This window comes from Bradyrhizobium sp. Ses1 (assembly GCF_059512365.1).
In genome coordinates, this window is the sequence record NZ_JCAMOQ010000011.1 from 187,830 (window position 1) to 211,118 (window position 23,289).

The 23,289-nt window shown below is 63.0% G+C and carries 16 protein-coding genes and 2 pseudogenes; 6 read left to right on the plus strand and 12 right to left on the minus strand.

Annotation, left to right across the window (positions count from 1 at the left end):
* The first annotated feature begins 37 nt into the window (after positions 1 to 37).
* Positions 38 to 1,570 (plus strand): class I adenylate-forming enzyme family protein, encoded by a 1,533-nt coding sequence (locus AC5ZG5_RS16120; protein WP_456643409.1) that lies wholly within the window; start codon positions 38 to 40, stop codon positions 1,568 to 1,570.
* 65 nt (positions 1,571 to 1,635) lie between these two features.
* Here AC5ZG5_RS16120 and AC5ZG5_RS16125 read toward each other — a convergent pair whose 3' ends face one another.
* The 8 genes and pseudogenes from AC5ZG5_RS16125 to rfaD all read right to left on the minus strand — a co-directional run bounded on the left by AC5ZG5_RS16125 (position 1,636) and on the right by rfaD (position 12,536).
* Complete coding sequence (locus tag AC5ZG5_RS16125; protein ID WP_456671206.1) at positions 1,636 to 2,955, minus strand: MFS transporter; 1,320 nt, start codon at positions 2,953 to 2,955, stop codon at positions 1,636 to 1,638.
* Positions 2,956 to 3,016: 61 nt separating this feature from the next.
* Positions 3,017 to 4,135, minus strand: a pseudogene (locus AC5ZG5_RS16130) (IS256 family transposase); the annotation flags it as partial.
* Positions 4,136 to 4,575: 440 nt separating this feature from the next.
* Positions 4,576 to 5,526, minus strand: a complete 951-nt coding sequence (locus AC5ZG5_RS16135; RefSeq protein WP_456643058.1) for an NAD-dependent epimerase/dehydratase family protein — start codon at positions 5,524 to 5,526, stop codon at positions 4,576 to 4,578.
* Positions 5,523 to 6,743 carry a glycosyltransferase family 4 protein gene (locus tag AC5ZG5_RS16140; protein WP_456643059.1) on the minus strand — a complete coding sequence of 407 codons (1,221 nt, stop codon included), beginning with the start codon at positions 6,741 to 6,743 and terminating at the stop codon, positions 5,523 to 5,525. Before AC5ZG5_RS16140 ends, AC5ZG5_RS16135 begins: the two co-directional genes overlap by 4 nt.
* A gap of 26 nt (positions 6,744 to 6,769) precedes the next feature.
* Positions 6,770 to 8,683 (minus strand): polysaccharide biosynthesis protein, encoded by a 1,914-nt coding sequence (locus AC5ZG5_RS16145; RefSeq protein WP_456643060.1) that lies wholly within the window; start codon positions 8,681 to 8,683, stop codon positions 6,770 to 6,772.
* Between the two features lie 82 nt (positions 8,684 to 8,765).
* Positions 8,766 to 10,070, minus strand: coding sequence for an O-antigen ligase family protein (locus AC5ZG5_RS16150; protein ID WP_456643061.1), 1,305 nt, complete (start codon positions 10,068 to 10,070; stop codon positions 8,766 to 8,768).
* On the minus strand, positions 10,067 to 11,539 hold the full coding sequence (gene rfaE1, locus AC5ZG5_RS16155; RefSeq protein WP_456643062.1) for a D-glycero-beta-D-manno-heptose-7-phosphate kinase: 1,473 nt from the start codon (positions 11,537 to 11,539) through the stop codon (positions 10,067 to 10,069). The genes AC5ZG5_RS16150 and rfaE1 overlap by 4 nt, the downstream gene beginning before the upstream one ends.
* Positions 11,540 to 11,555: 16 nt before the next feature.
* The gene (rfaD, locus tag AC5ZG5_RS16160; protein ID WP_456643063.1) at positions 11,556 to 12,536 is read right to left on the minus strand and encodes an ADP-glyceromanno-heptose 6-epimerase; all 981 of its coding nucleotides are present in this window, start codon (positions 12,534 to 12,536) and stop codon (positions 11,556 to 11,558) included.
* A 154-nt stretch (positions 12,537 to 12,690) separates the two neighbouring features.
* Here rfaD and waaF point away from each other — a divergent pair, with 154 nt between their 5' ends.
* Positions 12,691 to 13,752 carry a lipopolysaccharide heptosyltransferase II gene (waaF, locus tag AC5ZG5_RS16165; RefSeq protein WP_456643064.1) on the plus strand — a complete coding sequence of 354 codons (1,062 nt, stop codon included), beginning with the start codon at positions 12,691 to 12,693 and terminating at the stop codon, positions 13,750 to 13,752.
* Here the strand turns inward: waaF and AC5ZG5_RS16170 are convergent.
* Entirely contained in the window at positions 13,734 to 14,780 is a 1,047-nt protein-coding gene (locus AC5ZG5_RS16170; RefSeq protein WP_456643065.1) for a glycosyltransferase family 4 protein, read from the minus strand. The two genes, waaF and AC5ZG5_RS16170, sit on opposite strands and share 19 nt — an antisense overlap.
* Positions 14,781 to 14,908: 128 nt before the next feature.
* On the opposite strand from AC5ZG5_RS16170, the gene galE reads away from it, so the two are divergent.
* The 3 genes and pseudogenes from galE (at position 14,909) to AC5ZG5_RS16185 (ending at position 18,776) form a co-directional block, all read left to right on the plus strand.
* On the plus strand, positions 14,909 to 15,922 hold the full coding sequence (galE, locus tag AC5ZG5_RS16175; RefSeq protein WP_130228947.1) for a UDP-glucose 4-epimerase GalE: 1,014 nt from the start codon (positions 14,909 to 14,911) through the stop codon (positions 15,920 to 15,922).
* Between the two features lie 121 nt (positions 15,923 to 16,043).
* Positions 16,044 to 17,828 (plus strand): annotated as a pseudogene (locus AC5ZG5_RS16180) (ABC transporter ATP-binding protein); the annotation flags it as partial.
* Between the two features lie 246 nt (positions 17,829 to 18,074).
* Positions 18,075 to 18,776 carry a fumarylacetoacetate hydrolase family protein gene (locus AC5ZG5_RS16185; protein WP_456643066.1) on the plus strand — a complete coding sequence of 234 codons (702 nt, stop codon included), beginning with the start codon at positions 18,075 to 18,077 and terminating at the stop codon, positions 18,774 to 18,776.
* A gap of 135 nt (positions 18,777 to 18,911) precedes the next feature.
* Here the strand turns inward: AC5ZG5_RS16185 and AC5ZG5_RS16190 are convergent, their stop codons facing one another.
* Positions 18,912 to 19,274: an SPW repeat protein gene (locus AC5ZG5_RS16190; protein WP_456643067.1), complete on the minus strand. Its 363-nt coding sequence runs from the start codon at positions 19,272 to 19,274 to the stop codon at positions 18,912 to 18,914.
* A 22-nt stretch (positions 19,275 to 19,296) separates the two neighbouring features.
* Entirely contained in the window at positions 19,297 to 20,637 is a 1,341-nt protein-coding gene (locus AC5ZG5_RS16195; RefSeq protein ID WP_130228951.1) for an MFS transporter, read from the minus strand.
* A 396-nt stretch (positions 20,638 to 21,033) separates the two neighbouring features.
* On the opposite strand from AC5ZG5_RS16195, the gene AC5ZG5_RS16200 reads away from it, so the two are divergent.
* Positions 21,034 to 21,870 carry an alpha/beta fold hydrolase gene (locus AC5ZG5_RS16200; protein WP_456643068.1) on the plus strand — a complete coding sequence of 279 codons (837 nt, stop codon included), beginning with the start codon at positions 21,034 to 21,036 and terminating at the stop codon, positions 21,868 to 21,870.
* Positions 21,871 to 21,975: 105 nt separating this feature from the next.
* On the opposite strand, the gene AC5ZG5_RS16205 is transcribed toward AC5ZG5_RS16200, so the two are convergent.
* Positions 21,976 to 22,905: an aspartyl/asparaginyl beta-hydroxylase domain-containing protein gene (locus AC5ZG5_RS16205; RefSeq protein WP_456643069.1), complete on the minus strand. Its 930-nt coding sequence runs from the start codon at positions 22,903 to 22,905 to the stop codon at positions 21,976 to 21,978.
* Positions 22,906 to 23,289: the final 384 nt, after the last annotated feature.

Consider the following 23,289-nt stretch of genomic DNA (forward strand, 5'->3'; position numbering starts at 1 on the left):
CATAAAATACAGCCTACTCATCTCGTAGACGGTTTCCATGTCGCTCACGCCGACCGAAGCGTTGATGCATCAGGCGCGTGTGCGCCCCGAGAGCACGGCCTTTGTTTTTACCGAAGACGTGTGGACCTACAGCCGACTGGAGGCCGAAGCCGAGTCTGTCGCACAAGGTCTCGCCGCGAACGGCGTCAAACCAGGCGACCGCGTCGCGCTTCACATGATGAATTGCCCCGAAATTCTGGTCGGCTACTACGCGTGTTACAGACTGGGCGCGATTGCGGCGCCACTACGAACCGCCTTCAAATGTGCCGAACTCGCGCCGCTACTGCAGCGATTGCAGCCTGCGCTCTATATCGGTCAAGCCGCGCTCTATCAGAATGTTGCCCCGATCGACGATGCGATCCTTCCGCGGACGAGCCGTATTCTGGTGGATGGAGACGCCAATGCGCTCGGCCTGCGGCCATGGAATGACCTGAAACAGGCAGCGCATGTGCATTTCCCGAAGCCCCCTTCCGACGAGCCTGCTGTACTGATCAATACATCCGGCACCACCAGTGGCTATCCCAAATTCGTCGCACATACGCCGGGCACGCTGGCGGCAGCGACGGATCTCGTTTGCAAGCATGGTAGCTTATTGGCGGAGGATGTCGTCATATTGTCGATGATCATGACGCATGCCAGCGGCGTCTTTCGCTCACTGGCTCTTGTCCGACTCGGCACCCCCTTCATCATGCTGGAGAGCTTTGATTCTGATGTCGTGCTCGACAATGTCGAACGCTATCGCGGCACCTGTCTGCTCGGCTTTCCTGCCCAATACGCGGCGCTGATCGAGGCCCAGCTCGCCAGGCCGCGAGACCTGTCTTCGCTGCGGTTCTGCACCACTGGTGCGGACGCCTGTCCAATCGAGATTCAGGAAAAGGCTGCATCGGTTCTTGGAGCGCCTCTCTACAACCTTTGGAATGCGACGGAAGCGGTCGGAACCTTCACGTTCGGACTGGCATCAGGACCCGTTGTCCGGATCGTCGAGGGGGCGGAGATTCGGCTGGTCGACAATCATGGGGCGGATGTCCTCCACGGCGAGATTGGTGAGCTCCTGATCCGCGGTCCTAACGTCTTCACGAGGTATTGGGACGATCCGATCGCAACCGCGCAAAGCCTCAAGGACGGTTGGTATCACAGTGGCGACTTGATGCGGCGCGGCGAAGGCAATGAGCTTTGGTTCGTGTCGCGAAAAAAGGACATCATCATCCGCGGCGGAACCAACATTTCGCCGATCGAAATTGAGGAAGCCCTGATTGCCTGTCATCCCGCGGTCGTAGCAGCGGTTGTAGTCGGCAAGCCCGATACGGTGCTAGGTCAGCGCATATTTGGCTTCGTGAAACTGGTGGCCGGCACGAGCGAAACCGTCGTTGCGGAGACCCTGCAAAACGTCGCGACGCGGCTTGCGCCCTACAAGGTCCCGGAAGCCTTAAGGGTACTCGAAACATTTCCACGCAACGCCCTGAGCAAGGTCGACCGCACAAGGTTGCAGGCGATGGCTTTCGAAGACAATAGCGGCCAATCAGCAAGTTAATCTATGGGAGAACCGCAGCCGCTCGTTGCCGGGAGATCCCGATTCCTTACCGATTGCCGTCGCTTTCATCGCGGCAAAGCTTCCAGTTGCACTGATGGTTTTTGTTTTTGGCCGCGGACCAGTCGCGCTGAACCTATGAGGAAGGCGGCGGCGCAGGCAAGAAGGACGGCATGCGCGTGCGCCAAAGGATCGACGCGGAGCGCCAACGCAATGAGCGGCGGCGTGACTCCGCCGAATACAGCATAGGGGACATTGTATGAGAGCGCGACACCGGTATATCGCACGGCGGGAGGGAAGCTTTCCACGAGCATCGGCGGGATGCCTGCGAGAACGCCGGCGGACGTGCCGGCCAGCGCATAAAGCGGGAACAGCCTTTCGGGATGTCCCGGCAGCAACGCAAAGAACAGATAGACCGAGGCTGCCAAAACGGGTGTGCACACGACCAGAAAAAGGCTGGCGCCCAACATGTCGGCCAGCATGCCGCAGCAGATGCAGCTCACTGCGAGGCAGGCGGTCGCGAGGCTGACGGCTTCGTACGCCCGATCGGTATCGATGCCGTAGCTGGTTTGGATCAGCGTCGGCACCATGACAAACATGACGACGATCGTCACTGCGATGAGTGAAGCCAGCGCGGAGGAGGCAAGGACGCCGCGACCATAGCTTCGAAGCACGATCTTCAACGGCAGTTCGGCGGCAAGTTCACCCTTGTTTTGCAGGGCGCGAAAGATCGGAGTTTCCGTCAACGAGCGACGCACATAGACTGCCAGCAGCGCAATGATGCCGCCAGCAACGAATGGAAGTCGCCAGCCGAAGGCCAGGACCTCTGCCGGTTTGTACAGCCGGTTCACGATGACGCCAGCCAACGCTCCCAGTAGATTGCCGATCGCAAGCGCACTGCTCAACATGCTGCAGGCGAAGCCGATGCGAGGCGCAGCCACTTGTTCGGCCACGAAGGTCCAGGCTCCCGGCAGTTCGCCGCCCAATGCAGCGCCCTGCAATATCCTCAGCATCAACAGAAGGACCGGCGCCGCGCTGCCGATGTTCGCGTAAGTCGGCGCAAAGGCAATTCCAAAGGTGGCAATGGCCATCAGCGATATGCTGAAAACAAAGGTCCGCTTCCTGCCGAGCAGGTCGCCATAATGTGCCAGAATGACCGCTCCGAGCGGACGTGCCAAATTGCCGGCGGCAAAAATGCCGAAGGTCTGCGCGACTGCTATCCATTCGGGCATCTCGGGCGGAAAGAAAAGCTGCCCCAGGACCCTTGCGAAAAGGGCGAAGACGATGAAGTCGTAATTCTCCAGAACACCGCCAAGTGCGGCAAGCAGCAATGCACGATATTTGCCTTGTTCGGATTCCAGCGGCTCTGACGTATCCAGCAAGGCCATCCTCCTGTATCCGATCGAACATCGTTCTGACGTCCTACGCGACCCCCCATCGGATTGCGTGCCAGGCCTCGTGGCGCTCGACGGTCAGCGCCCGCACCAGCCTTAGGCAGCTCTCGGCATTGGGGAAGATTCGCACCACGTAGGTGCGCCGCCGGATCTCCTCGTTGAGGCGCTCCAGCATGTTGGTCGACTTCATGTGCTTGCGGTGCACCAGCGGCAGACCGAAGTAGGTGAGCGTCTCCTCGATGTTGTCCTCCACCCAGCCGGTGAGCTTGGGGTATTTGCCGCTCCATTTGGCAAGCCAGGCCGCCAGATCGCGCCGCACCTCGCCAAGATCGCGTCGGTCGTACATCCAGCGGAGCTCGAGCAGGCAATCGTCGACCTTGCGCGGCACATAATCGAGCGCATTGCGCAGGAAGTGCACATAACAGCGCTGCCAGAACACGCCGGCGAGGACTTCGGCGATCGCCTTCTTCAAGCCGGGATGATCGTCGGAGACGACAAACTCAACGCCATGCAGGCCGCGCGCCTTCAACGCTTCCAAAAACTCCTTCCAGCTCGACCGGCTCTCCCGGTTGGCAAGCTCGACCGCGAGCACCTGACGCCGGCCTTCCCAGTCGACGCCGATCGCGATCAGCACCGCCTGGCTCGCAATGATGCCGTCCTCGCGCACCCGCTCATAGCGCGCATCCAGGATCAGATAGGGGAATGGTTCCTTGAGCTTGCGCTCGCAAAACGCCTTCAGCGACGCATCCAGCCGTTTGTTGATGGCGCTGATCGCCGAGGCCGAGAACGCATGCCCCACAAGTTCTTCGGTGACTTGCTTGACCTTCCGCGTCGAGACGCCTTGCACGTACATCTCGGCCAAGGCCGCTACCAGCGCCTTCTCCGAGCGCTGGTAGCGCTCGAACAGCTCGGTCGAGAACCGCCCCTGACGGTCCTGCGGCACCTTCAGCTCGATCTTGCCGGCCCGGGTGATCAGCGAGCGGGGATAGTAGCCGGAGCGATAGCCAAGCCGTCCCTCGCTGCGCTCGCCTTTCTCCGCACCCAGCGTCTCCGTCATCTCGGCTTCGAGAATTTCCTGCACCGCACCCTGGATCAGCGGCTTCAGGAACTCCTTGTCCGACCTCAACAACTCTTTGACTGCAGAGACGTCCGTCCTAATCTTCGTCACGGTCATGGCGGGTCCAAGCTCCTCTCTGAGCGGTGATCTTCGCAATCACCGGACTTACCATGACCGCTCCAGCCTCTCAGGCTTTTGCAGAACCTTCCGCACACTACCGCGTGCGATGCCGGCTGTTGATCCTCAGTGACTGAAGAGCAGTACGGTCACGTCAGTTACCGCCGTATGTCGACTGACGGGAATCACGTTACGGCTGTAGTTGCGCAGCGGGCCACTCTTGATGATTTGGCTGGCCTTTTTTGAGCAACCCATGGGCGATGGCCAACGGCGAACATCATGGAGGTAGGCCGAGCCGCCCGTTCAATATTCGTCTGTCAGCAGCAAGCGAACGGTTGCCAAAGAGCTATAGGAGCGCACGCACCTTGCGTACGCGCCTGTGAGCTTTTTCCGGGCCCGTGAAATATCGCCATCGGGGCGAGAAGGTGCTCAACGGTCGGTTAATCGATCAGGTGGTCGAAACCCCGCAAGGCGCGCTTCAAGCCCTCGTTGAGGCCGATGAGCGGCCGCCAGCCGGTAGACGCGACCTTGGACAGGTCGAGTTCGAGCGAGCCGAACAGGCTCTCATTGGCCTCGTTGCGGCCGGTGATGCTGAACAACGAACTCAACACTAGCCGCGGCATGGAAAACAGGCGCGCCGGTTTGCCTGCTGCGGCCGCGAGGAGCTCGATGAATTCGGGCGTCGACACCTGCTCGTCATCCGCGACAAGGAAAATGTTGAACTGGCCGTCCGGATGAGAAAGCCGATGCAGCACGAATGATGTCAGATTCTCCACCGAGACGAACGCACGACGGTTGCGCACGTTCGCAAACGGGAGCGGGACGCCGAGACCGATCGCCTTTTCGAGCAACGCGAGATTACCTTTGGCGCCGAACCCGTAGATCAATGGTGGTCGAATGATCGTGACCTTCATCTGGCTCGCCTGCGCCAAATGCCTCAATCCTGCTTCGGCCGCCGCTTTCGACATTCCATAGAGGCCGCGCGGGGTCAGGACGTCGTTCTCGCTGAATGGCGCGCGGCCGTCAGTGCTTCGGCCGTGCACCAGCACGGTGCTGACGAAGATGAAGTGGCGGACACCGGCGTCGGCCGCGCAACGGGCCAGATGCAACGTGCCTTCAAGATTGACGGTGCGATAAAGCTCGACGGTGTGTTCCTCCCGCCTGTGATGCACGCGCGCCGCCAGATGCACGACCGCATCGACGCCCTCGAGCGCGGCCCGCCAGTCAGTGACGGGGCCGATCGAATCGATCGGCACCTCGTCGGCGCCGCCTGTCGGCTTGCGGACGGCACGTCGCACCACCCAACCGTTGCGTGCCAGCACCGGCGACATATGCCGGCCGACGAACCCGCTCGCTCCCGTCACCAACACCACGGGCTGGTCTTTAGTCACGACCGTAACTCCCGACACCGCTCTTCCGATCCAATCAGTCTCTGAATGAGGGCTGCGTATCCTGTCAAGGCACGCTCGGGACTATAGCTCCTCGCCACCGCGACGGCCCGCTCCGGCAGCGTCGGATCGGGAGTTCGCGATGCTGCACGAATCGCCTCGGCCAGTTGCGCCGGCATGCCCGGCGTCACAACCCGCCCGAGATCGTGCTCCGTTACCGTCAGCGCGGCTTCGGCATCCGGCTCGGATATGAGGATGACGGGCCGCCCCACCGCAAGCAGATTGTAGAACCGGCTCGGCACCGAGACACCGGCAACGTCCTTTCGATAAGGAATGAGCCAGAGGTCCGCCGCCGACAGGAAATCCTGCAGATCTTCATCCGCAACGCGGTCCACCAGCGTGATATTGGCGAGCTTCGCCTCGGACTGCATCGATCTCAGTTTGTCGAAACCCAGCCCCCAGCCCGAGAGCAGGAAATGAATGCTGGGATCATCCTTCAGCCGGCGCGCCGCCTCGAACACGATCACAGGATCGTGGGTGAAGCCGAGATTACCGGAAAGGCCGACGACAAAACGGCCACCAAGCCCGCGACGGAAGGCATTGTCGGCCGCAACCGGACGAACCGCGGGGTCGATGGTGGTCCAGTTCGGAATGAATTCGATCTTGTCCCGCGTCATGCCGCGATAGCTGAGCAGCAATTTCTCACTGTCGCGGCCGATGATGACGACGGTGGTCAACGCGCGGAACATCAGCCCGTTCATGGCCCGCATCGCTCTGGTGACGATCGAGCCCGGCTTCAACAGGCCGCTCAGGACGAGCACCTCCGGAAACAGATCGTGCATGATCAGGATCGACCGGGCGCGCTTCAATCTGGCCGCGGCGGCGACCGCGTAAGGCAGCACAAAAGGAGCCGTCACCGTCAGCGCGACGTCGCCGCGCTCAAGCCGCCTGAGAACGGCGAAGAAGGTACGCGCGGTGAACAGCAGCTCGGCGGCGGCGCGCTTGAGGAGCGCGGCCTTGCCAGGCATCCAGTTCTTGATCTCCTCGACCACCGGCCGATCGGCTGCCAATTTCGACGCCGAGCCCGGCCATCCCGACAGCACCAGGACGTCCACCTCCTTCGCAAGGCGGCTCGCTATCGCAGCCATGATCGCGGCGGTCGTGCTCCGGTCCGGCGGATAGTGCTGACTGACGACGACGACTTTTCCGGGCTTCTGCATCGGGGGTCTCGCGGATCAGGAGCGGATCACGCGGCGTTCGATCCGAATTCAGGCACGGCATCCTTCAGCACGCCGCGGATCGTGGTACGATCGTCTCTGGCGATCGCCTCTTCCAGCGCGGCGAGCCATTTGCGCAAGGTCGCCATCGGCGGCTCGTTCGGCCTGGCTGCCATGATTCCGGCAATCCCGATCTCGACTGTCGGCTCCTCACTCGCGAACAGGATCTCGTTCAGCCTCTCCCCCGGCCGCATCCCGCTGAAGACGATATCGACGTCGATGCCGGGCTGCAGGCCGGACAGACGTATCATCCGCTCGGCCAGCTCGACGATCTTGACCGGCTGGCCCATTTCGAGAACGTAGACCGAGACGTCGGGTCGCGCCAGCGTCAGCGCATGCGTGGCCGCAGTCAGCACGAGATCGCAGGCTTCGCGGATGGTCATGAAATAACGCACCATGTCGGGATGCGTGACCGTGACCGGGCCACCCGCCTCGATCTGCGCCTTGAATTTGGGCACCACCGAGCCGTTCGACGCCAGCACATTGCCGAACCGGACCGAGATCAGGCGCATATGCGGCTTGTCGCCGAACTGCGCCGCAAGATCGTGATCGAGCGCCTGGCAATACATTTCGGCAAAGCGCTTGGTCAGGCCCAGCATCGAGACCGGCTCGATTGCCTTGTCGGTGGAGATCATCACCATCGCCTTGGCGCCGGCTTCGCGTGCGGCGTCCGCAACGTTCACCGATCCGAAGATGTTGGTCTTGACGCCCTCGCTCCAGTCGCGCTCGAGAATCGGCACGTGTTTCAGCGCCGCGGCATGGAACACGATGTCGGGCTTGAATTCACGCATCAGCCGCAGGATGCGCTCGCGATCGCGAATGTCGGCGATGCGGCCTTCCACCGCCGCCTGGGCCCCGCGCGCCGCGAGCGCCTCGGTGACCGCATAGAGCGCCGGCTCCGAATGCTCGATCACCAGCAGGCGGGCGGCACCGAACGTCGCGACGCGATCGCAGATTTCGGCGCCGATCGAACCGCCGCCGCCGGTGACGATGACGCTCTTGCCGTTCACCAGCCCCTCCAGGCGGGCATAGTCGATCGTCGCGGTCGGACGCAGCAGCAGGTCTTCGACCGCGACATTGGTCAGCCGCGGCGCATCGCCGCCCTCCAGCGACGGCAGGCGGCTGACCATCAGGCCCAGCCGCTTTGCCCGCATCAGCACCGATTCCGGATGCGCGTCGGGCTCGAACGCCGACGACGTCATCACCAGCCGCTTGATCGGCTTCTCGCGGCTTTGGAACTCGCGGATCACGGTTTCGACATCGTCGACGCTGCCAAGCACCGGGATGTTACGGATCTGCTGGCCGAGATCGGAATTCGACGGCGACAGTACGCCGACCGGCCAGATCCGCTTGATGGCGCCGTTCTCGATCCCGCGCAGCACGATCTCGGCATCCGCTGCACGCCCGACCAGAAGCGTCGGCGCAGCATCCTCGGTGCGGGCATGGTGGCGCGTGCGCGAGTAGCGGAAATAGCGGTAGCCGAAGCGGAGCGCGCCCAGCGAGAATACCTGGAGGAAGAAATAGAGGACGATGGTGATGCGGCCGAAAAACACGGTTCCGTGGAAGCTCGGCGCGATGAAGAAGAAGACGTAGTCGAGCACGACCAGTGCCAGCGTCAGGACTGCCGAGGCCCGCAGGATGTTGAGGGCGTCCGGCAGCGAGATGAAACGCCATTTCGAGGTCGTGAGATTGAAGACGTAGCAGATGATCACGCTGAAGACGACGAACCAGGGCAGGATGCGCAGCAACAGCGGCAGGCGATCCGTGAGCAGATCGCCCTCGAAGCGCAGATAGAATGCGGCCAGGAGCGCGAATGCGGTCGCGACCGCGTCATGCGTCACGATCAGGAAGTTGCGTGCCGTGAGTTGAGAGAAGCGCGTCATGTGACGGATGGGCCAAGGACCAACAGGTTTGCAACAGCGTTCGGGCCTGCTGATAGCCCATATGCAGCGCGCAGGCCAGAGATCATGGCGTGACCGAGCTCGGCGGTTTTACGGCCGCGCCGTCCGATTTCGCCTTCAGCGCCATACCGCCGGCGACGCCGACGCCGAGCACGTACATCCAACCCTCGTGGAAATCGAAGATGTGCGAGTTGAACAACGAGGTAAAGATATTCTGCACGACGACCAGGAGCCCGATCCAGTTGACCAGCCCCTCGCCCCGAAACAGTCTGAGATGCCAAAACCAGATGGCATAGAGAATGACGACGCCAACAATGCCCCACTGAACGGCAACATTCAATGTCTGGTTGTGCGGATTGCCGACCACATCGCTGGTCGCCTTGAGCTCCTCGGCGGTCCCCCCGGTCGCGACTTGCGCGAACAGCCCGCGGGTGGAGCCGGTACCATGGCCGATCAAAGGCGCATCGGCGATGAAGCCCAGCGATTTGCGCCAGTATTCGAGCCGGAGCCCGATCGAGGTCGCCCGGTTCTGCTCCTTGTATTCCCGATAGTCCTTGCTGAAGCTCGCTGCTGTCCCGCGCAGTTGCGGCGAGGCCTGCCAGGCGACCGCCGCCAATACTGCCACCGCTCCAACTATCATCAGGATGTTGCGCCATTTTAGATGCAGGAACGCGAACACCGCAAACATCACGGGCACCGTCACCAGTGCCGTCCGCGAGACGATCACAAAGGCCATGTTGACGAAAAAGCTCAACGCAATCGCAACCAGCAGGCCGGCCAGCGCGAATTTTTTCGCGCGCAGCAGGGTGACGATGGGATAGGCCAGCGCCACCGCGCAGAGCGTGAACTCCTGGCTCTGGTCGATATAGTTCTTCACGAAGATGCCGCGCTCGGCATCGATTGGCGGTTTCAACGACAGGCTGGGCTGCAGGACCACCAGCCAGGACATCACCACCAGGAGCGTGCAGGAGATCAGGAACGCGGTGAACACCCACGTGCCGCGGGTCGAGCGCTCGAAATGGTAGAGCAGGAACGGCAGCACCAAGAGCTTGGCCGTCGGGCTCACCGCATAAGTGCGCGCACCCCAGGGCGCGTCCGACCACAGCATGCCGACCGCCGCGAGCACGAACAGTGCGATCGGCAGCGCGACGATCGGCTGCTTCAGCGATTGCAGGAACGACTTCAGATCCAGCGTCGGTGCGACCACGACCACGAACACTGCGCCGAAGATGCCGACCAGCGAGGTCGACCAGGGCAGCGACAGCGCGAGCAGCACGGCGACGATGTCGGCCGCTTTGGTCCAGGCGGCCGGGTTGCGCCAGGCCGGCAGCGCCGCGCTTGCGGGAGAAAAGCCCGCCGCCGTGCTCACGCCTTGCCTCCGCGGGCACGGGCGACCAGCGAGGTCGTGCTGAAGCCGGGCAGGATGTCGACCAGCAGCACCTCGCCGCCATTGGCTTCGACGATCTCATGGCCGACCACCTGCGCGCGGGTATAGTCGCCGCCCTTGACCAGCACGCTCGGCTTGATCGCCGTGATCAGGTTGATCGGCGTGTCTTCCTCGAAAATGGCGACGAGATCGACCGCCTCCAGCGCCGCCAGCACTTCGGCACGTGCGCGCTCGTCCTGCACCGGGCGCCCCTGCCCTTTCAGCCGCCGGACGGAGGCATCGCTGTTGAGGCCGACGATCAGTCGATCGCAAGCGCCGCGCGCCGCCGTCAACACCTTGACGTGGCCAGGATGCAGGATGTCGAAACAGCCATTGGTGAAACCGACGCGCAGGCCCTGCCGGCGCCATTCGCTGAGCTGGGCGCCGAGATCGCCGCCGGCCGCGACGATCTTCTCTTCCGCCGCAAGCGAGGCATGCGGCAGGATCTTGCGCCTGAGCTCGGCCGGCGTGGCCGTCGCGGTTCCGGTCTTGCCGACGGCGACCGCGGCCGCCGCACTTGCCGCCCGCAACGCGGTCTCCCAATCGGCGTTGGCGGCGAGCGACAGCGCGAGTGCAGCCGCAACCGTGTCGCCGGCGCCGGAGACGTCGCGAACCTTCACCGGCAGCGCCGGCACGTGGACGGTTTCGCCGTCACGCACCACCAGAGTCATGCCGCGCTCGCCCTGCGTCACCAGCATCGCCTCGCAATCGGCGAGCCGCATCGCGTCCTCCGCCGCTTCGGCGATCGCACCGGGCGTATCGGCGCGGCTCCGCGTCGCCTCAGCGAATTCCTTGCGGTTGGGGGTGAGCAGCGTCGCGCCGCGATAGATCGCAAGATTGAGGCTCTTAGGATCGACGATCACGCGCTTGCCAAGCTTGCGCGCGGCATCGATGGTGTTGCGGATCACCCGCGCGGTCAGCACGCCCTTGGCATAATCAGACAGCAGCACGATGTCGGCACGGGCGAGCTCGGGGAGGATCGTATCGATCAGTTGCTGCTCGATCTCGCCTGTCGCCGGCTGCGCCTGCTCCCAGTCGGCGCGCAGCATGTGGGTGGAAAAATGCTCGGAGACGAAGCGCACCTTCCGCGTCGTCGGGCGCGCGCTGTCGCACACCAGCCGGCTTTCGATCCCGCTCTCGGCCGCCAGTGCTGTCTTCAGTCTCGCGCCCGTCTCATCCTCGCCGATGAGGCCGACAAAAATGCAGCGGCCACCGAGCGACGCGATGTTGCGCGCGACATTGCCGGCGCCGCCGACATTGGTCTCGCTGCGCTGGACCGCGATCACCGGCGCCGGCGCCTCGGGCGAAATCCGCGACACCTCGCCATAGACGAACTCGTCCAGCATCAGGTCACCGATGCAGAGCACGGTCTGACGGGAAAGCGCCTGCGACAGGGTTTCGAAATCGAGCATCTGTTTCCTTGGCCCGTCAGCGGTAGCGGTCAGGACGATCGAGGAAGCCGTTCACGTAGGCATCGACGGCGTCCTCGAGCCGCGTGAAACCGCCGTTATAGCCCGCACGCTGCAGGCGATCGACATCGGCTTGCGTGAAATATTGATAGCTGCCCCTGATCTGTTCGGGCATGTCGACATACTCGATGTTCGGCTTTAGCCCGAGCGCGGCATAAGCCGACAGCATCAGGTCGCGGAAACTGCGCGCAGTGCCGGTTCCAACATTGAACAATCCGCTGACCGAAGACGTGGCGAGCAGCCACATCATCACCCGCACGGTGTCGTCGACATAGATGAAGTCGCGCCGCTGGTCGCCATCGGCGATGCCATCGCGATGCGACTTGAACAATTGCACCGTGCGGCCTGCCTTGATGTCGTCGAAGCGCCGCGCCAGCACGCTCATCATGGTACTCTTGTGATATTCGTTCGGCCCGAACACGTTGAAGAATTTCAGGCCCGCCCATTGCGGCGGCAATTTCTCACCGCGCGCGGCGCGCTCGGCCACGGCGAGATCGAACAGATGCTTGCTCCAGCCATAGAGATTCATCGGCCGCAGTTTCTTCAGCGCCTCGACCGTCTGCTCGTCGCGAAATCCCGCTTCACCGTCGCCATAGGTCGCGGCCGAGGACGCATAGATCAGCGGCGTCGCATTCGCCGTGCACCAGTCGAGCAGCCGCAGCGACAGGCGGAAATTGGTCTCGATCACGAGATCGCCGTCGGTCGCCGTCGTCTCCGAGATCGCTCCGAGGTGGATCACCGCATCGAGCCGCCGGCCCAACAGCCACGCCGAAAGCTCCGATGGCGGCACGACATCGGTAAGCTGGCGTTTTGCCAAATTGCGCCACTTGCCGTCATGGCCAAGGGCGTCGCACACGACGACGTCCGTGCGGCCGGCGTCATTCAACGCGGCCACGACATTCGACCCGATAAAACCGGCCCCGCCGGTCACCAGCAACATGCCGATCCCTGCCCTGATTTGTGCGGCGCCAGCTTTGCCCCAGTCCGGCGGCGCAGGCAACTTGCGCGGTGGATGAAATGCGGCTGACTTTACCTCCGGATGGAGAGCGGCTACCGACGGGGCCGCAAAAGCGCCGGGTTCCCGCACAGAAGATATGAATATTGATTCAATAGAAAGCATTGAGGTCGAGGACGCCGGCGATACCCGCCCGATCCTGATCATCCCCTATATGTGGATCGGCGATTTCGTCCGCGGCCATACCGTCGTGCGGGTGCTGAAACAGCGCTGGCCGAATCGTCCGGTCGACATGCTTACAACCTCGCTCTGCGCGTCTCTGGTCGACTACATGCCGGGTGTCCGCGGCAAGGTGGTCTGGGATTTGCCGCGCGGCCGCCTGGCCGTGGCAAAGCAGTTCGGCCTGGCAGGGGAACTTCGCGCCCGCGGCTATCACACCGCCCTGGTCATGCTCCGCACATGGAAGTCGGCGATCGCGCCGACGCTGGCCGGCATCCCGGAGCGGGTCGGCTTTTGCGGCGAGGCGAGGTTCGGCCTCATCAACCACATGCGCTGGGGCGAGAAGAAGCTGGATCGCATGGTCGACCAGATGTCGGCGCTCGCTTTGCCCGTGGGCGCGAAATTTCCGCCCGAATGGCCGGTGCCGCAGCTGCGGGTTCCCACGGAGGAAACCGAGCGCTGGCGGCAAGCCAACGGTCTGGCCCGCGGCCCCGCGATCGCGCTGGCGCCCGGCTCGGTCGGCTCGGGTAAACGCTGGACCTATTACGGCGAGGCGGCACGGCTGCTGGCCGCGCGCGGTTTTGACGTCTGGGTGGTCGGAGGCCCCGGCGAGAAGGCGCTGGCTGCGGAGATCGTCGCCGCCGGCGGCGCCGGTGTCCGCGACCTCACCGGCACGGACTTGCGCAACGGTATCCTCGCGATGGCTGCGGCGAGCGTCGCGATTTCGAACGATTCCGGCCTGATGCATGTCGCAGCCGCGCTCGGCACCCCGACCATGGGCATTTTCGGCCCTACGAGCCCCTACCACTGGGCGCCGCTCAACGGCCTCGCCGCAACCGTGGTGACCAAGACGCACGTGCCGTGTCAGCCTTGCCATCGCCCGGTCTGCACCATGAACGACCACCGCTGCATGCGCGATATTCCGGCCTCTGACGTGGCCGATATCGCCGAGCGCGTGCTGGCTCAGGCGAGCACGCGATAGACCGCGGCGATCCCGTTCGCCTCGGCGTCGAGACTGAATTTTTCCACCACGCGGGCCCGCGCCCGCTCTCCCATCGCAGCCGCAGCCGCCGGATCGCGCATCAACGGCTCGAGCGCGGCGCAGAGCGCATCGACATCACCCGGCGGCACCAGCAGGCCGGTGATGCCATCCTCGACCACGAATTCGGCCGCGCCCGCGCGCGCCGCCACCAGCGCCGCGCCTGATGACATCGCTTCGATCAGCGTCAACCCAAAGCCCTCGTTGCGCGAGGTGAAAGCGTAGATGGTCAATCGCTGATACCAGCGCTCGACCTCCTCGATCGGGACTTCACCTGATATCCTGATCCGCGACGTCAACCCCGCAGCCTCGATCCGCTGCTTCAGCCCGTTCGCAAACCCCTGCTGCTCCGGCACCACGGCGCCGACCAGCACCGCCGAAAAATCCGGATAGCGCGGCAACAGCCGGCACATCGCCTCGACAAAGACGTCGCTGCCCTTCTGCGCGCGCACGCGGCCGAAGCAGCCAATCGCGTAGCGCCCGGGCAGGCCACTTTCGGCGAACGCCGCCGCGCGGTCGGCCGGCGGCGCGTAACGTTCGGTGTCGACGCCATGCATCACCACCGTCGCCTCGCGCTTGAGGAAGGACGCAGACAACGCGCTCGTCGCGATCACCGCATCCATCTGCCGGATCAGCCAGCGAGTCAGCCAGGTGTGGTGGCGTTGCGCGGCGGACGTGAACACGAGTTTCAACGGCCAGCCGAGCGCGCGCAGCAGCACGCCCACGATCATCTCGTCATTGCGCCGCGCGTGCCAGATCAGCGGCGCAGGACGGCGCCATAATTTTAGAAGGTCAGCGAAGCCCATGCGCGCGATGCCCTCGGGCGCATGCGAGCCGAGCCATGCGGCGCGGAACATCTTCGCAAGCTTCGGTGCGACCATGCGGTTGGTCGCAGTCACGCCCGAATAGCGCCTGTGCAGATTCGGCACGATCAGTTGCAGCTCAGCGGCCGGATTGTTCTCGATCGGCACGTAAGTCCCCCTTTGCAGGAGTTCGTATACGCAACATTAAGCATAGGGGCCAGTTCTGAGGCCACGAAACCCCCTCTTCATCGCGCCCCCGCTAACATCCCGGGAAAATAGCGGGGAGAGGTGAAGTCATGACCGTGCTCGTCACCGGCGGCGCCGGCTATATCGGAAGTCACATGGTGCGCGCGCTGGTCGATGCCGGCGAAAGCGTCGTGGTGGTCGACAACCTCTCGACCGGCTTCTCCGCCCTGTTGCCCGAAGGCGTGCCGCTGTTCATCGGCGATGCCGGCGACGAAAATCTCGTCGAGGGCGTGATCGCCCAGCACGGCGTCGAGAGCATCATCCATTTCGCCGGCTCGGTGGTGGTTCCGGAATCGATGCGCGATCCGCTCGGCTACTACCGCAACAACACGATGACCACACAGAGCCTGTTGAACGCCGCGGTCAAGTCCGGCGTCAGCCGCTTCATCTTCTCGTCCACCGCCGCCGTCTATGGCAATCCCGAAGAGGTGCCGGTGCCGGAAACCGCGCCGACGCGGCCGCTGTCGCCCTACGGCATGTCGAAGCTGATGACGGAGATCATGCTGCATGATGTGGCCACCGCCTATGGCATGAGCTATGTCGTGCTGCGCTATTTCAACGTCGCCGGCGCCGACCCGCTGGGCCGCATCGGGCTTTCCACCATCGGCGCGACGCATCTGCTCAAGATCGCGGTCGAGGCCGCCACCGGCCAGCGCGCCAAGGTCGACGTGTTCGGCAGCGACTATCCGACGCCGGACGGTACTTGCATCCGCGACTTCATCCATGTCACCGATCTCGTCGAGGCGCATCACGCCGCGCTGTCTTATTTGCGTGCTGGCGGAGGTTCGGTCACGCTGAATTGCGGCTATGGCCGCGGCTATTCGGTGCTGGAGACGATCGAGGCGGTGCGCCGCGTCTCGATGCGCAATTTCGCCGTGTCGGTTGCGCCGCGCCGTCCCGGCGACATCATGACCATGGTCGCCGACACCAGCCGCATCCGCACGCTCCTGGACTGGACGCCGAAATACGACGATCTCGAGACCATCGCGGCGCATGCGCTGGCCTGGGAGCAAAAGCTGTTCCTGGAGCGCGGCGGCCCGCTCCAGCAGGCGGAATCGGCCTGAAAATCAAGCCGTTATTTGACCTGAATATGGCTTGAAAAACATCTGTTTCGCAGGCAAGGAGTCGTTCGCCTGACGCTGACGCGCGCCCGCTTCCGAACAACGCGGCGTCAAGGGAACGCGGATGACCGAGCCTCCAAGAAAGATAACCGACGACCCCTATGGGGCGGCGATCCTGATTCGCCGTCTGATCGCCGAGCAGGGGCTCACCTATTGGCGGCGCTATCTGCAAGCGTTCGTCCTGATGGCAATATCGGCCGGCGCCACCGCCGGCGCCGCCTATATCCTGGGTCAGGTGATCAACCAGGCCTATATCGACAGGGACATTGCCGGCATCGCGCGTCTCTCCGGCGTGACCGTCATTCTGTTGTTCATCAAGGGCGTGGCGACCTACGGCCACTCCGTGATCCTGGCGAAGATCAGCAACGCCATCCTGGCCAACAATCAGCGTCAGTTATTCGCCAAGCTGATGAGCGAAAGCATCGGCTTCTTCTCCGAACGGCATTCGTCGGAATTCCTGGCCCGGCTGACTGCCGGCGCCAAATCCATCACCGACGTCCTCAACATGCTGATCAACGCCATCGGGCGCGATCTGTTGACGTTGATCGCCATGATCGGCGTGATGGTGTTCCAGGATCCGGTGCTGTCGTTCATTGGCCTCGTGGTGGTGCCGCCGGCGATGCTGATCCTGCGCAAGCTGGTGAAGCGCATCAAGGGCCTCGCCTACAACCAGTTCACCGGCACCGCCGACATCCTCGAGACCATGCAGGAATCGCTGCAGGGCATCCGCACCGTGAAGGCGTTCACGCTGGAAGAGACGATGAAGCAGCGCATCGACGCGAACATCACGGCCGTCGAGCGCAACGCCAACAAGATGGCGCGGGTTGCCAACCGCTCGAACCCGCTGATGGAGATGCTCGGCGGCTTCGCAGTGGCCGGCTGCCTGCTCTATGGCGGCTACAGCGTGGTCGCGCTCAACGCGACCCCCGGCGCGTTCTTCTCCTTCATGACCGCCTTCCTGATGGCAACCGAGCCGGCAAAACGTCTGTCGCGGCTCAACATCGATCTGAACAGCCAGTTGGTCGGCGCGCGGATGCTGCTCGAAGTCGTCGATAGCCCCGCGAGCGAACGCTCCGACGACGACAAGCCGGCCTTGAGGCTGACCGAAGCGCGGATTGAGCTGCGCGATGTCGGCTTTGCCTATCGCGCCGACGCGCCGGTGCTGAACCACATGAGCTTCGTCGCCGAACCCGGCAAGGTCACCGCGCTGGTCGGCCCCTCCGGCGGCGGCAAGTCCACAGTGCTGGCGCTGCTCCTTCGCTTCTATGAAGCGAGTGAGGGCGACATCCTGATCGACGGCCAATCGATCGCTTCGGTGTCGCGGCGCTCGCTGCGCCAGCAGACCGCCTATGTCGGCCAGGACGTCTATCTGTTCCGCGACACCATCCGCAACAACATCGCCTTCGGCAAGCCCGGCGCCACCGAAGATGAGATCGTGGACGCGGCCAAGGCGGCCTGTGCGCACGACTTCATCACCAGCTTCCCGCTCGGCTACGACACCCCGGCCGGCGAGCTCGGCACGCAGTTGTCCGGCGGGCAGCGCCAGCGCATCGCGGTGGCGCGCGCGCTGATCAAGAACGCGCCGATCATCCTGCTTGATGAAGCGACCGCCGCGCTCGATTCCGAATCCGAAAAGCAGGTGCAGGAGGCGATCGAGCATCTCTGCCAGAACCGCACCACGATCGTGATCGCGCATCGGCTGCACACCATCATGCATGCGGACGCGATCCTGGTGGTCGAGGGCGGCCAGATCGTCGAGCGCGGTCGCCATGACGAACTGCTCCGCCGCGGCGGCCGCTACGCCTCGTTCTTCCGCCTGCAGCACTACGACACCCGCCCGCTCACGCTGCGATCAGCGCCACCGGCTAGGGATATGAAGAGATTGAGTCACGGAGCCAACCAGGACGACGCTACACTCCCTCTTCCGCTTGCGGGAGAGGGTCGGGGTGAGGGTGTCTCCACGATAGGACTTTCCGCGGGGAGAGAACCCTCACCCGGCGCTACGCGCCGACCTCTCCCGCAAGCGGGAGAGGTGAAGTAAGCTCGCCGCACCGATCGATGCCATAACTCATTCACTCAACAACGAGAGCGCTTCATGACCGCCGCAGACTACGTCGTCCCCGCCCCGCCGCAGCCTTCGCTCCCCGTCGTCGGCGAGACGAAATCCTTCCCCGTCCGCCGCATTTGGTGCGTCGGGCGCAACTACCTCGAACACATCAGGGAGATGGGCAATGACGAGCGCGCGCCACCCTTCTTCTTCGCCAAGCACGCCGACATGCTGGTGCCTGACGGTGCTACCATCCCCTACCCGCCGCTGACCAAGGACTTGCACCACGAGGTCGAACTGGTGGTCGCAATGAAGAGCGGCGGCCTCAACATTCCCGCCGACAAGGCGCTGGACCATGTCTATGGCTACGCCGTCGGCATCGATCTCACCCGCCGCGATCTGCAGATCGCCTCGCGCAAGAAGGAGCGTCCCTGGGAGATCGGAAAGTCCTTCGACTATTCGGCGCCCTGCTCTGCGCTGCAACCCGCCTCCAAGATCGGCCATCCGTCAAAGGGCAGGATTTGGCTCACCGTCAACGGCAAGGAAACCCAGAAGGGCGACCTCACCGAACTGATCTGGAACGTGCCCGAGATCATCTGGCAGCTCTCCCAGCAGGTGAAGCTCGCCGCCGGCGACCTCATCATGACGGGAACACCAGCCGGCGTCTCCCAGCTCCAGCCCGGCGATCAAATCGAATGCGGCGTCGACGGCGTCGGCACGCTGAAGGTCTCGATCGGCCAGCCGGAGTAATACTCCGCCCTAACAGCAGTCATTCCGGGGCGATGCGCAGCATCGAACCCGGAATCCATCAGGCGGCAGGTGACGGCGGAGAAATGGATTCCGGGCTCGCGCTGCGCGCGCCCCGGAATGACAGTCCCGTTATTGCTAAGCTTCGTAGCCCGGGCCGAGATGCGTCTTCTCGTATTCCAGCCACAGCTCAAGCAGCGACATGAACATCACCACGGCGCCGGCGATGATGCTGAAATGCATTGCGCGGGTGTGCGCGAAGCCGAGCAGCCAGGGCGACACGATCAGCCAGCCCCCGACGAGCAGGTTGACCCATTCTTCCCAAGCGGAAAATGCAATGATCGCCGCTAGCGACAGGATCGCGATCGCCGCGCCGCTTGCCCGCAGATCGATTGCCGCCGTCGGGTTGACACGGACAAACATCCACGGTGCCGCAAGCAGGAAGATCGCTGCCGCCAGATTGTAGAGATCGAGCGCCGATTCATTCCGCCATTTCAACATGCCCTTTCCTCCATTTGCTGCCTTATGCCCGCCGGTCGTGTGCGTCGGCCGCGTTGATGTCCTTTCCGGTGTAGTCGGTCATCAGCGCAGTCGCGACCAGGGTGATGACGGCGCAGATCGCGATGTAGATCGCGATTGCGGTCGCCGACTGGTACATGCCGAACAGCCAGGCCGCGATCAGGGGCGCCGGACCGCCGGCGATCACCGACGCGAGCTGGTAGCCGAGCGATGAACCGCTGTAGCGCAGGCGCCCGGTAAAGCTCTCGGCGATCAGCGCGGCCTGCGGCCCGTACATCATGTCGTGCGGGATCAGCGACAGGACGATCGCGAGGAAGATGATCGTCAAAGATCCCGTGTTGAGCATCGCGAAGTAGATGAAGCCGAAGATGCCGGTCACGACGGCACCGATCATATACATGTTCTTGCGGCCGATCCGGTCAGACAGATGCCCGAACAGCGGGATCGAGACGAACGACAGCACCGAAGCCGTGAGCACCGCAGTGAGCAGGAAGTCGCGCGAGACGTGCAGCGTGGCAATGCCGTAGGAAAAGACGAAGGCGGTGAAGATGTAGAACGGCGCCTGCTCGGCCATGCGCGCGAAGGCGGACAGCAGGATTTCCTTCGGATACTCCTTGATCACCGTCAGCATCGGCGTGCGGTCGAGCTTTTGCTCGGCCTGCAGTTTGCTGAACACCGGCGTTTCCAGAATGCCGAGCCTGATGTAGAGACCGACGACGACCAGGATGAGGCTGAGCGCAAACGGAAGCCGCCAGCCCCAGGCGAGAAACTGGTCCCCAGCCATCTGGCTGAACGCCAGAACGGCAAGATTGGCGAGGAACAGGCCGCACGGAACGCCGAATTGCGGCCATGACGCGATGAACCCGCGGGAGTGGTTGTCGCGCGCCCATTCCATCGACATCAGCACCGAGCCGCCCCATTCGCCGCCGACACCGACGCCCTGGATGAAGCGCAGCACCGTCAGGATCACCGCACCCCAGATGCCGACGCGCTCATAGGTCGGCACCACGGCCACCGCCGCGGTCGCCAGTCCCATCAGGAGCAGCGTCGCGATCAGCGTCGCTTTGCGGCCGATGCGGTCGCCATAATGCCCGAAGATCGCAGCACCGATCGGCCGCGCGACGAAGCCGACAGCATAAATGGCAAATGCCTCCAGCGTGCCGACCCAGGGGTCGGAGTGCGGGAAGAACAGCTTTGCGAAAACCAGCCCGGTGACGGTGCTGTAAAGGAAGAAATCATACCATTCGATCGCGGTCCCAATCGTGGAGGCGATGACGGCGCGCCGAAGCTGGCGCTGATGCTCGGATGGAGTCAGTTGAGTGGCGTCGAGGCCGAGCGTTGCCATGGGAGCTTCTCCCTCGGACAAGCCCCCCGACTTTGTTGGGTCGTTTAATCGCAAAACGATATGACGCGCCGAAAGTTCCATCCGACCAGGAAATAGAGGCTAGAACTTTAGTCCAGCGGAGCAAGGATCTTAGGGCGGATTAGCGCAGCGTAATCCGCCGTCTTCTACGGGAGCTGGGGGCGACAGCTAGACCTTAAGCGGATCGGTTGGACCGAAGGCGAACATAGCCGCTTGTATCCTCGCAAGCATCGCGCCGCTTCATTCCTGCGCGGGGCGCAGCGATGCCCGCGCACGGCAAGAAGCTGACAGAAATTTAATATGGCCGCAGGACTTAGAGCCTTTTCCGTCACCCACTCAGCGAGTTAATACCGAAAAAAGAACGACGGGATGGAGGCAATGAAGCGAGGAATTGTCGTTTTCGCCTGTCTCTGCGCCCTTTCCGGCGCCGCCTACTTTGGCGTGAGCAAGTGGGGAATTCGGCACGAAAGCTTGAGCCTCTATGATCAGACCCGACAACGGCTGGTGCCGGTCGATCTTGCCGTGCGTGCGGATTACGAGATGAAGGCCAATGCCGGAATCTGGAAGCTTCCGGTCGCGATCATCAGCAACGGCAACACGGTCAAGAACACCGAATATTCGTTCCTGGAAAACGTGCTGGCCGCGGATGGATATCTGGTCGCCAGCATCCAGCAGGATATTCCATCCGACCCTCCGCTGATGACGAGGGTCGGACTACCCTATGTGGGCAGGATTGGCGTCTACAAAAAGGGCGAAGCCAACATCGGCTTTGTGCTCGCGAAGCTGAAGGCGCTTGAGCCCAATGCCGTCTACGATCATCTGACCCTCGTGGGCCATTCAAACGGCGGCGATATCGCCATGTACTACGCCAAGCAACATCCCGAACTGGTGTCAAAGGTGATCACGCTGGACAATTTGCGCGTCCCCTTCGTGCTTGACCACAGACTTAAGATCCTGTCGTTCCGCTCGAAAGATCCCAACTTCAAGACCGATCCCGGCGTGTTGCCGGCTCCCGAACAGGCCAAGAAGCAAGTTATCGATATCATCAATACGCAATTCCGGCACACTGACATGTGCGACCGTGGACCTTATTCCGTCAAGCACAGGATCCAGGCCACGCTCGACGAGTTTCTCACCAAGGGCAGCAGCAGCGAACTGGCGCCTGCGCCGACCGACAGTCCGCTCGTTGTCAACGCCGCTGCAGCGCTTCCCTAGAGCATGATCCGGAAAGGACCGTGGGCGGATACGCGAAGCGTAATCCGCCATTCCACCATTGCACAAAAGACGGCGGATTACGCTTCGCTAATCCGCCCTACGCACTCACCGCAACGCCGACGCAACGATCAGCCCGAGGATCACGACCGTCAGCGAATATTTCAGCGTGTAGTACACGTTGCGGTTCCACTCCTTGACCTTGCGGCTGGCGAGATGAACCTCGTAGAGCTTGCCGAACACCTTGTTGAGCACGCCGACATGCTCGCCGTCCACGTTCTGCGTGGCGGAGGCCTTGACAATGTGATGGCTGACCCAGCGGTTGATCGCGGTCATGAAGCCATACTTCATCGGGCGTTCGACGTCGCAGAACAGGATGATGCGGTTGACGTCGGTGGCGTTCTCGGCGTGGTGGATGAAGGTCTCGTCGAACATGAAGGCCTGGCCGTCGCGCCAGACGCATTCCACGCCGTCGACCACGATCCGGCACTTGTTCGAGTTGGGGGTGACCAGCCCGAGGTGATAGCGCAGCGAGCCGGCAAAGGGATCGCGGTGCGCGCCGAGCTTGCCGCCGGGCGGCAGCATCGCAAACATCGCGCCGTGCACGGACGGAATCGAATTCAGCAATTCCACGGTCTTTGGGCACAGCGTGCGCGCCGACGGCAGGAAGTCGTCATACCACTTCAGGTAAAAGCGCTTCCAGCCGCTCTTGAAGAACGAATAGAAGCCCCAGTCGTTGTTCTTGGCGGCTGCTCGGATAAAGCCCTCGTCGAACAGCCGCACCGCCTCTTCGCGGATGGTCTCCCAGTTCTCGCTGAGCTTGGCGAGCTCGGGAAACTTCTCGACCGGAATCACCGGCGTGTTCGGAATGGCCGAGCCCGCATACATCAACACATTGTAGGGCGCGAGATAGGTCGAGTGATCGCCGAGCTGACGCGCGAAGCGGAGCCGCTCGCGGCCGCGGAAATGCACATAGATCGTTGATGCCGCCAGGATGTAGAGGATCACAAGCTGCGGTGCGAATACCGTTTTCAGCATAACAGTCCCTGCCGTGGCCCCCAAACCACGCCCTGCTGTCATATAGCGCAAGCAGGTCCCGCAAGCCAATCCCGGAGGGGGCTTCCGGATCGCGCCGGCCAGCGCACAGAGATAAATTTTCCGTGCAATTTCAAAGCGAATCGGGCGGTCCAGTCCCTGTTCACCAAAATTTTCCTGTTAACCCGTCGGGCAAATCACCTCTATAACCCGCGCCGTCTCACCCGATGAGAGGGGCGGATCGCGATCGTCACGAACGCGCGGTGAGATGCGGTGGACGCTGACGTTGCGACTGACGAGCGCGACAGCAGCGGACGGCGAAGTCGTGTGGTCCTGGCGCCCCGACGCTGGCGCTAAGCTCGCGAGCAGCAAGAGCTGCCGCGGGTG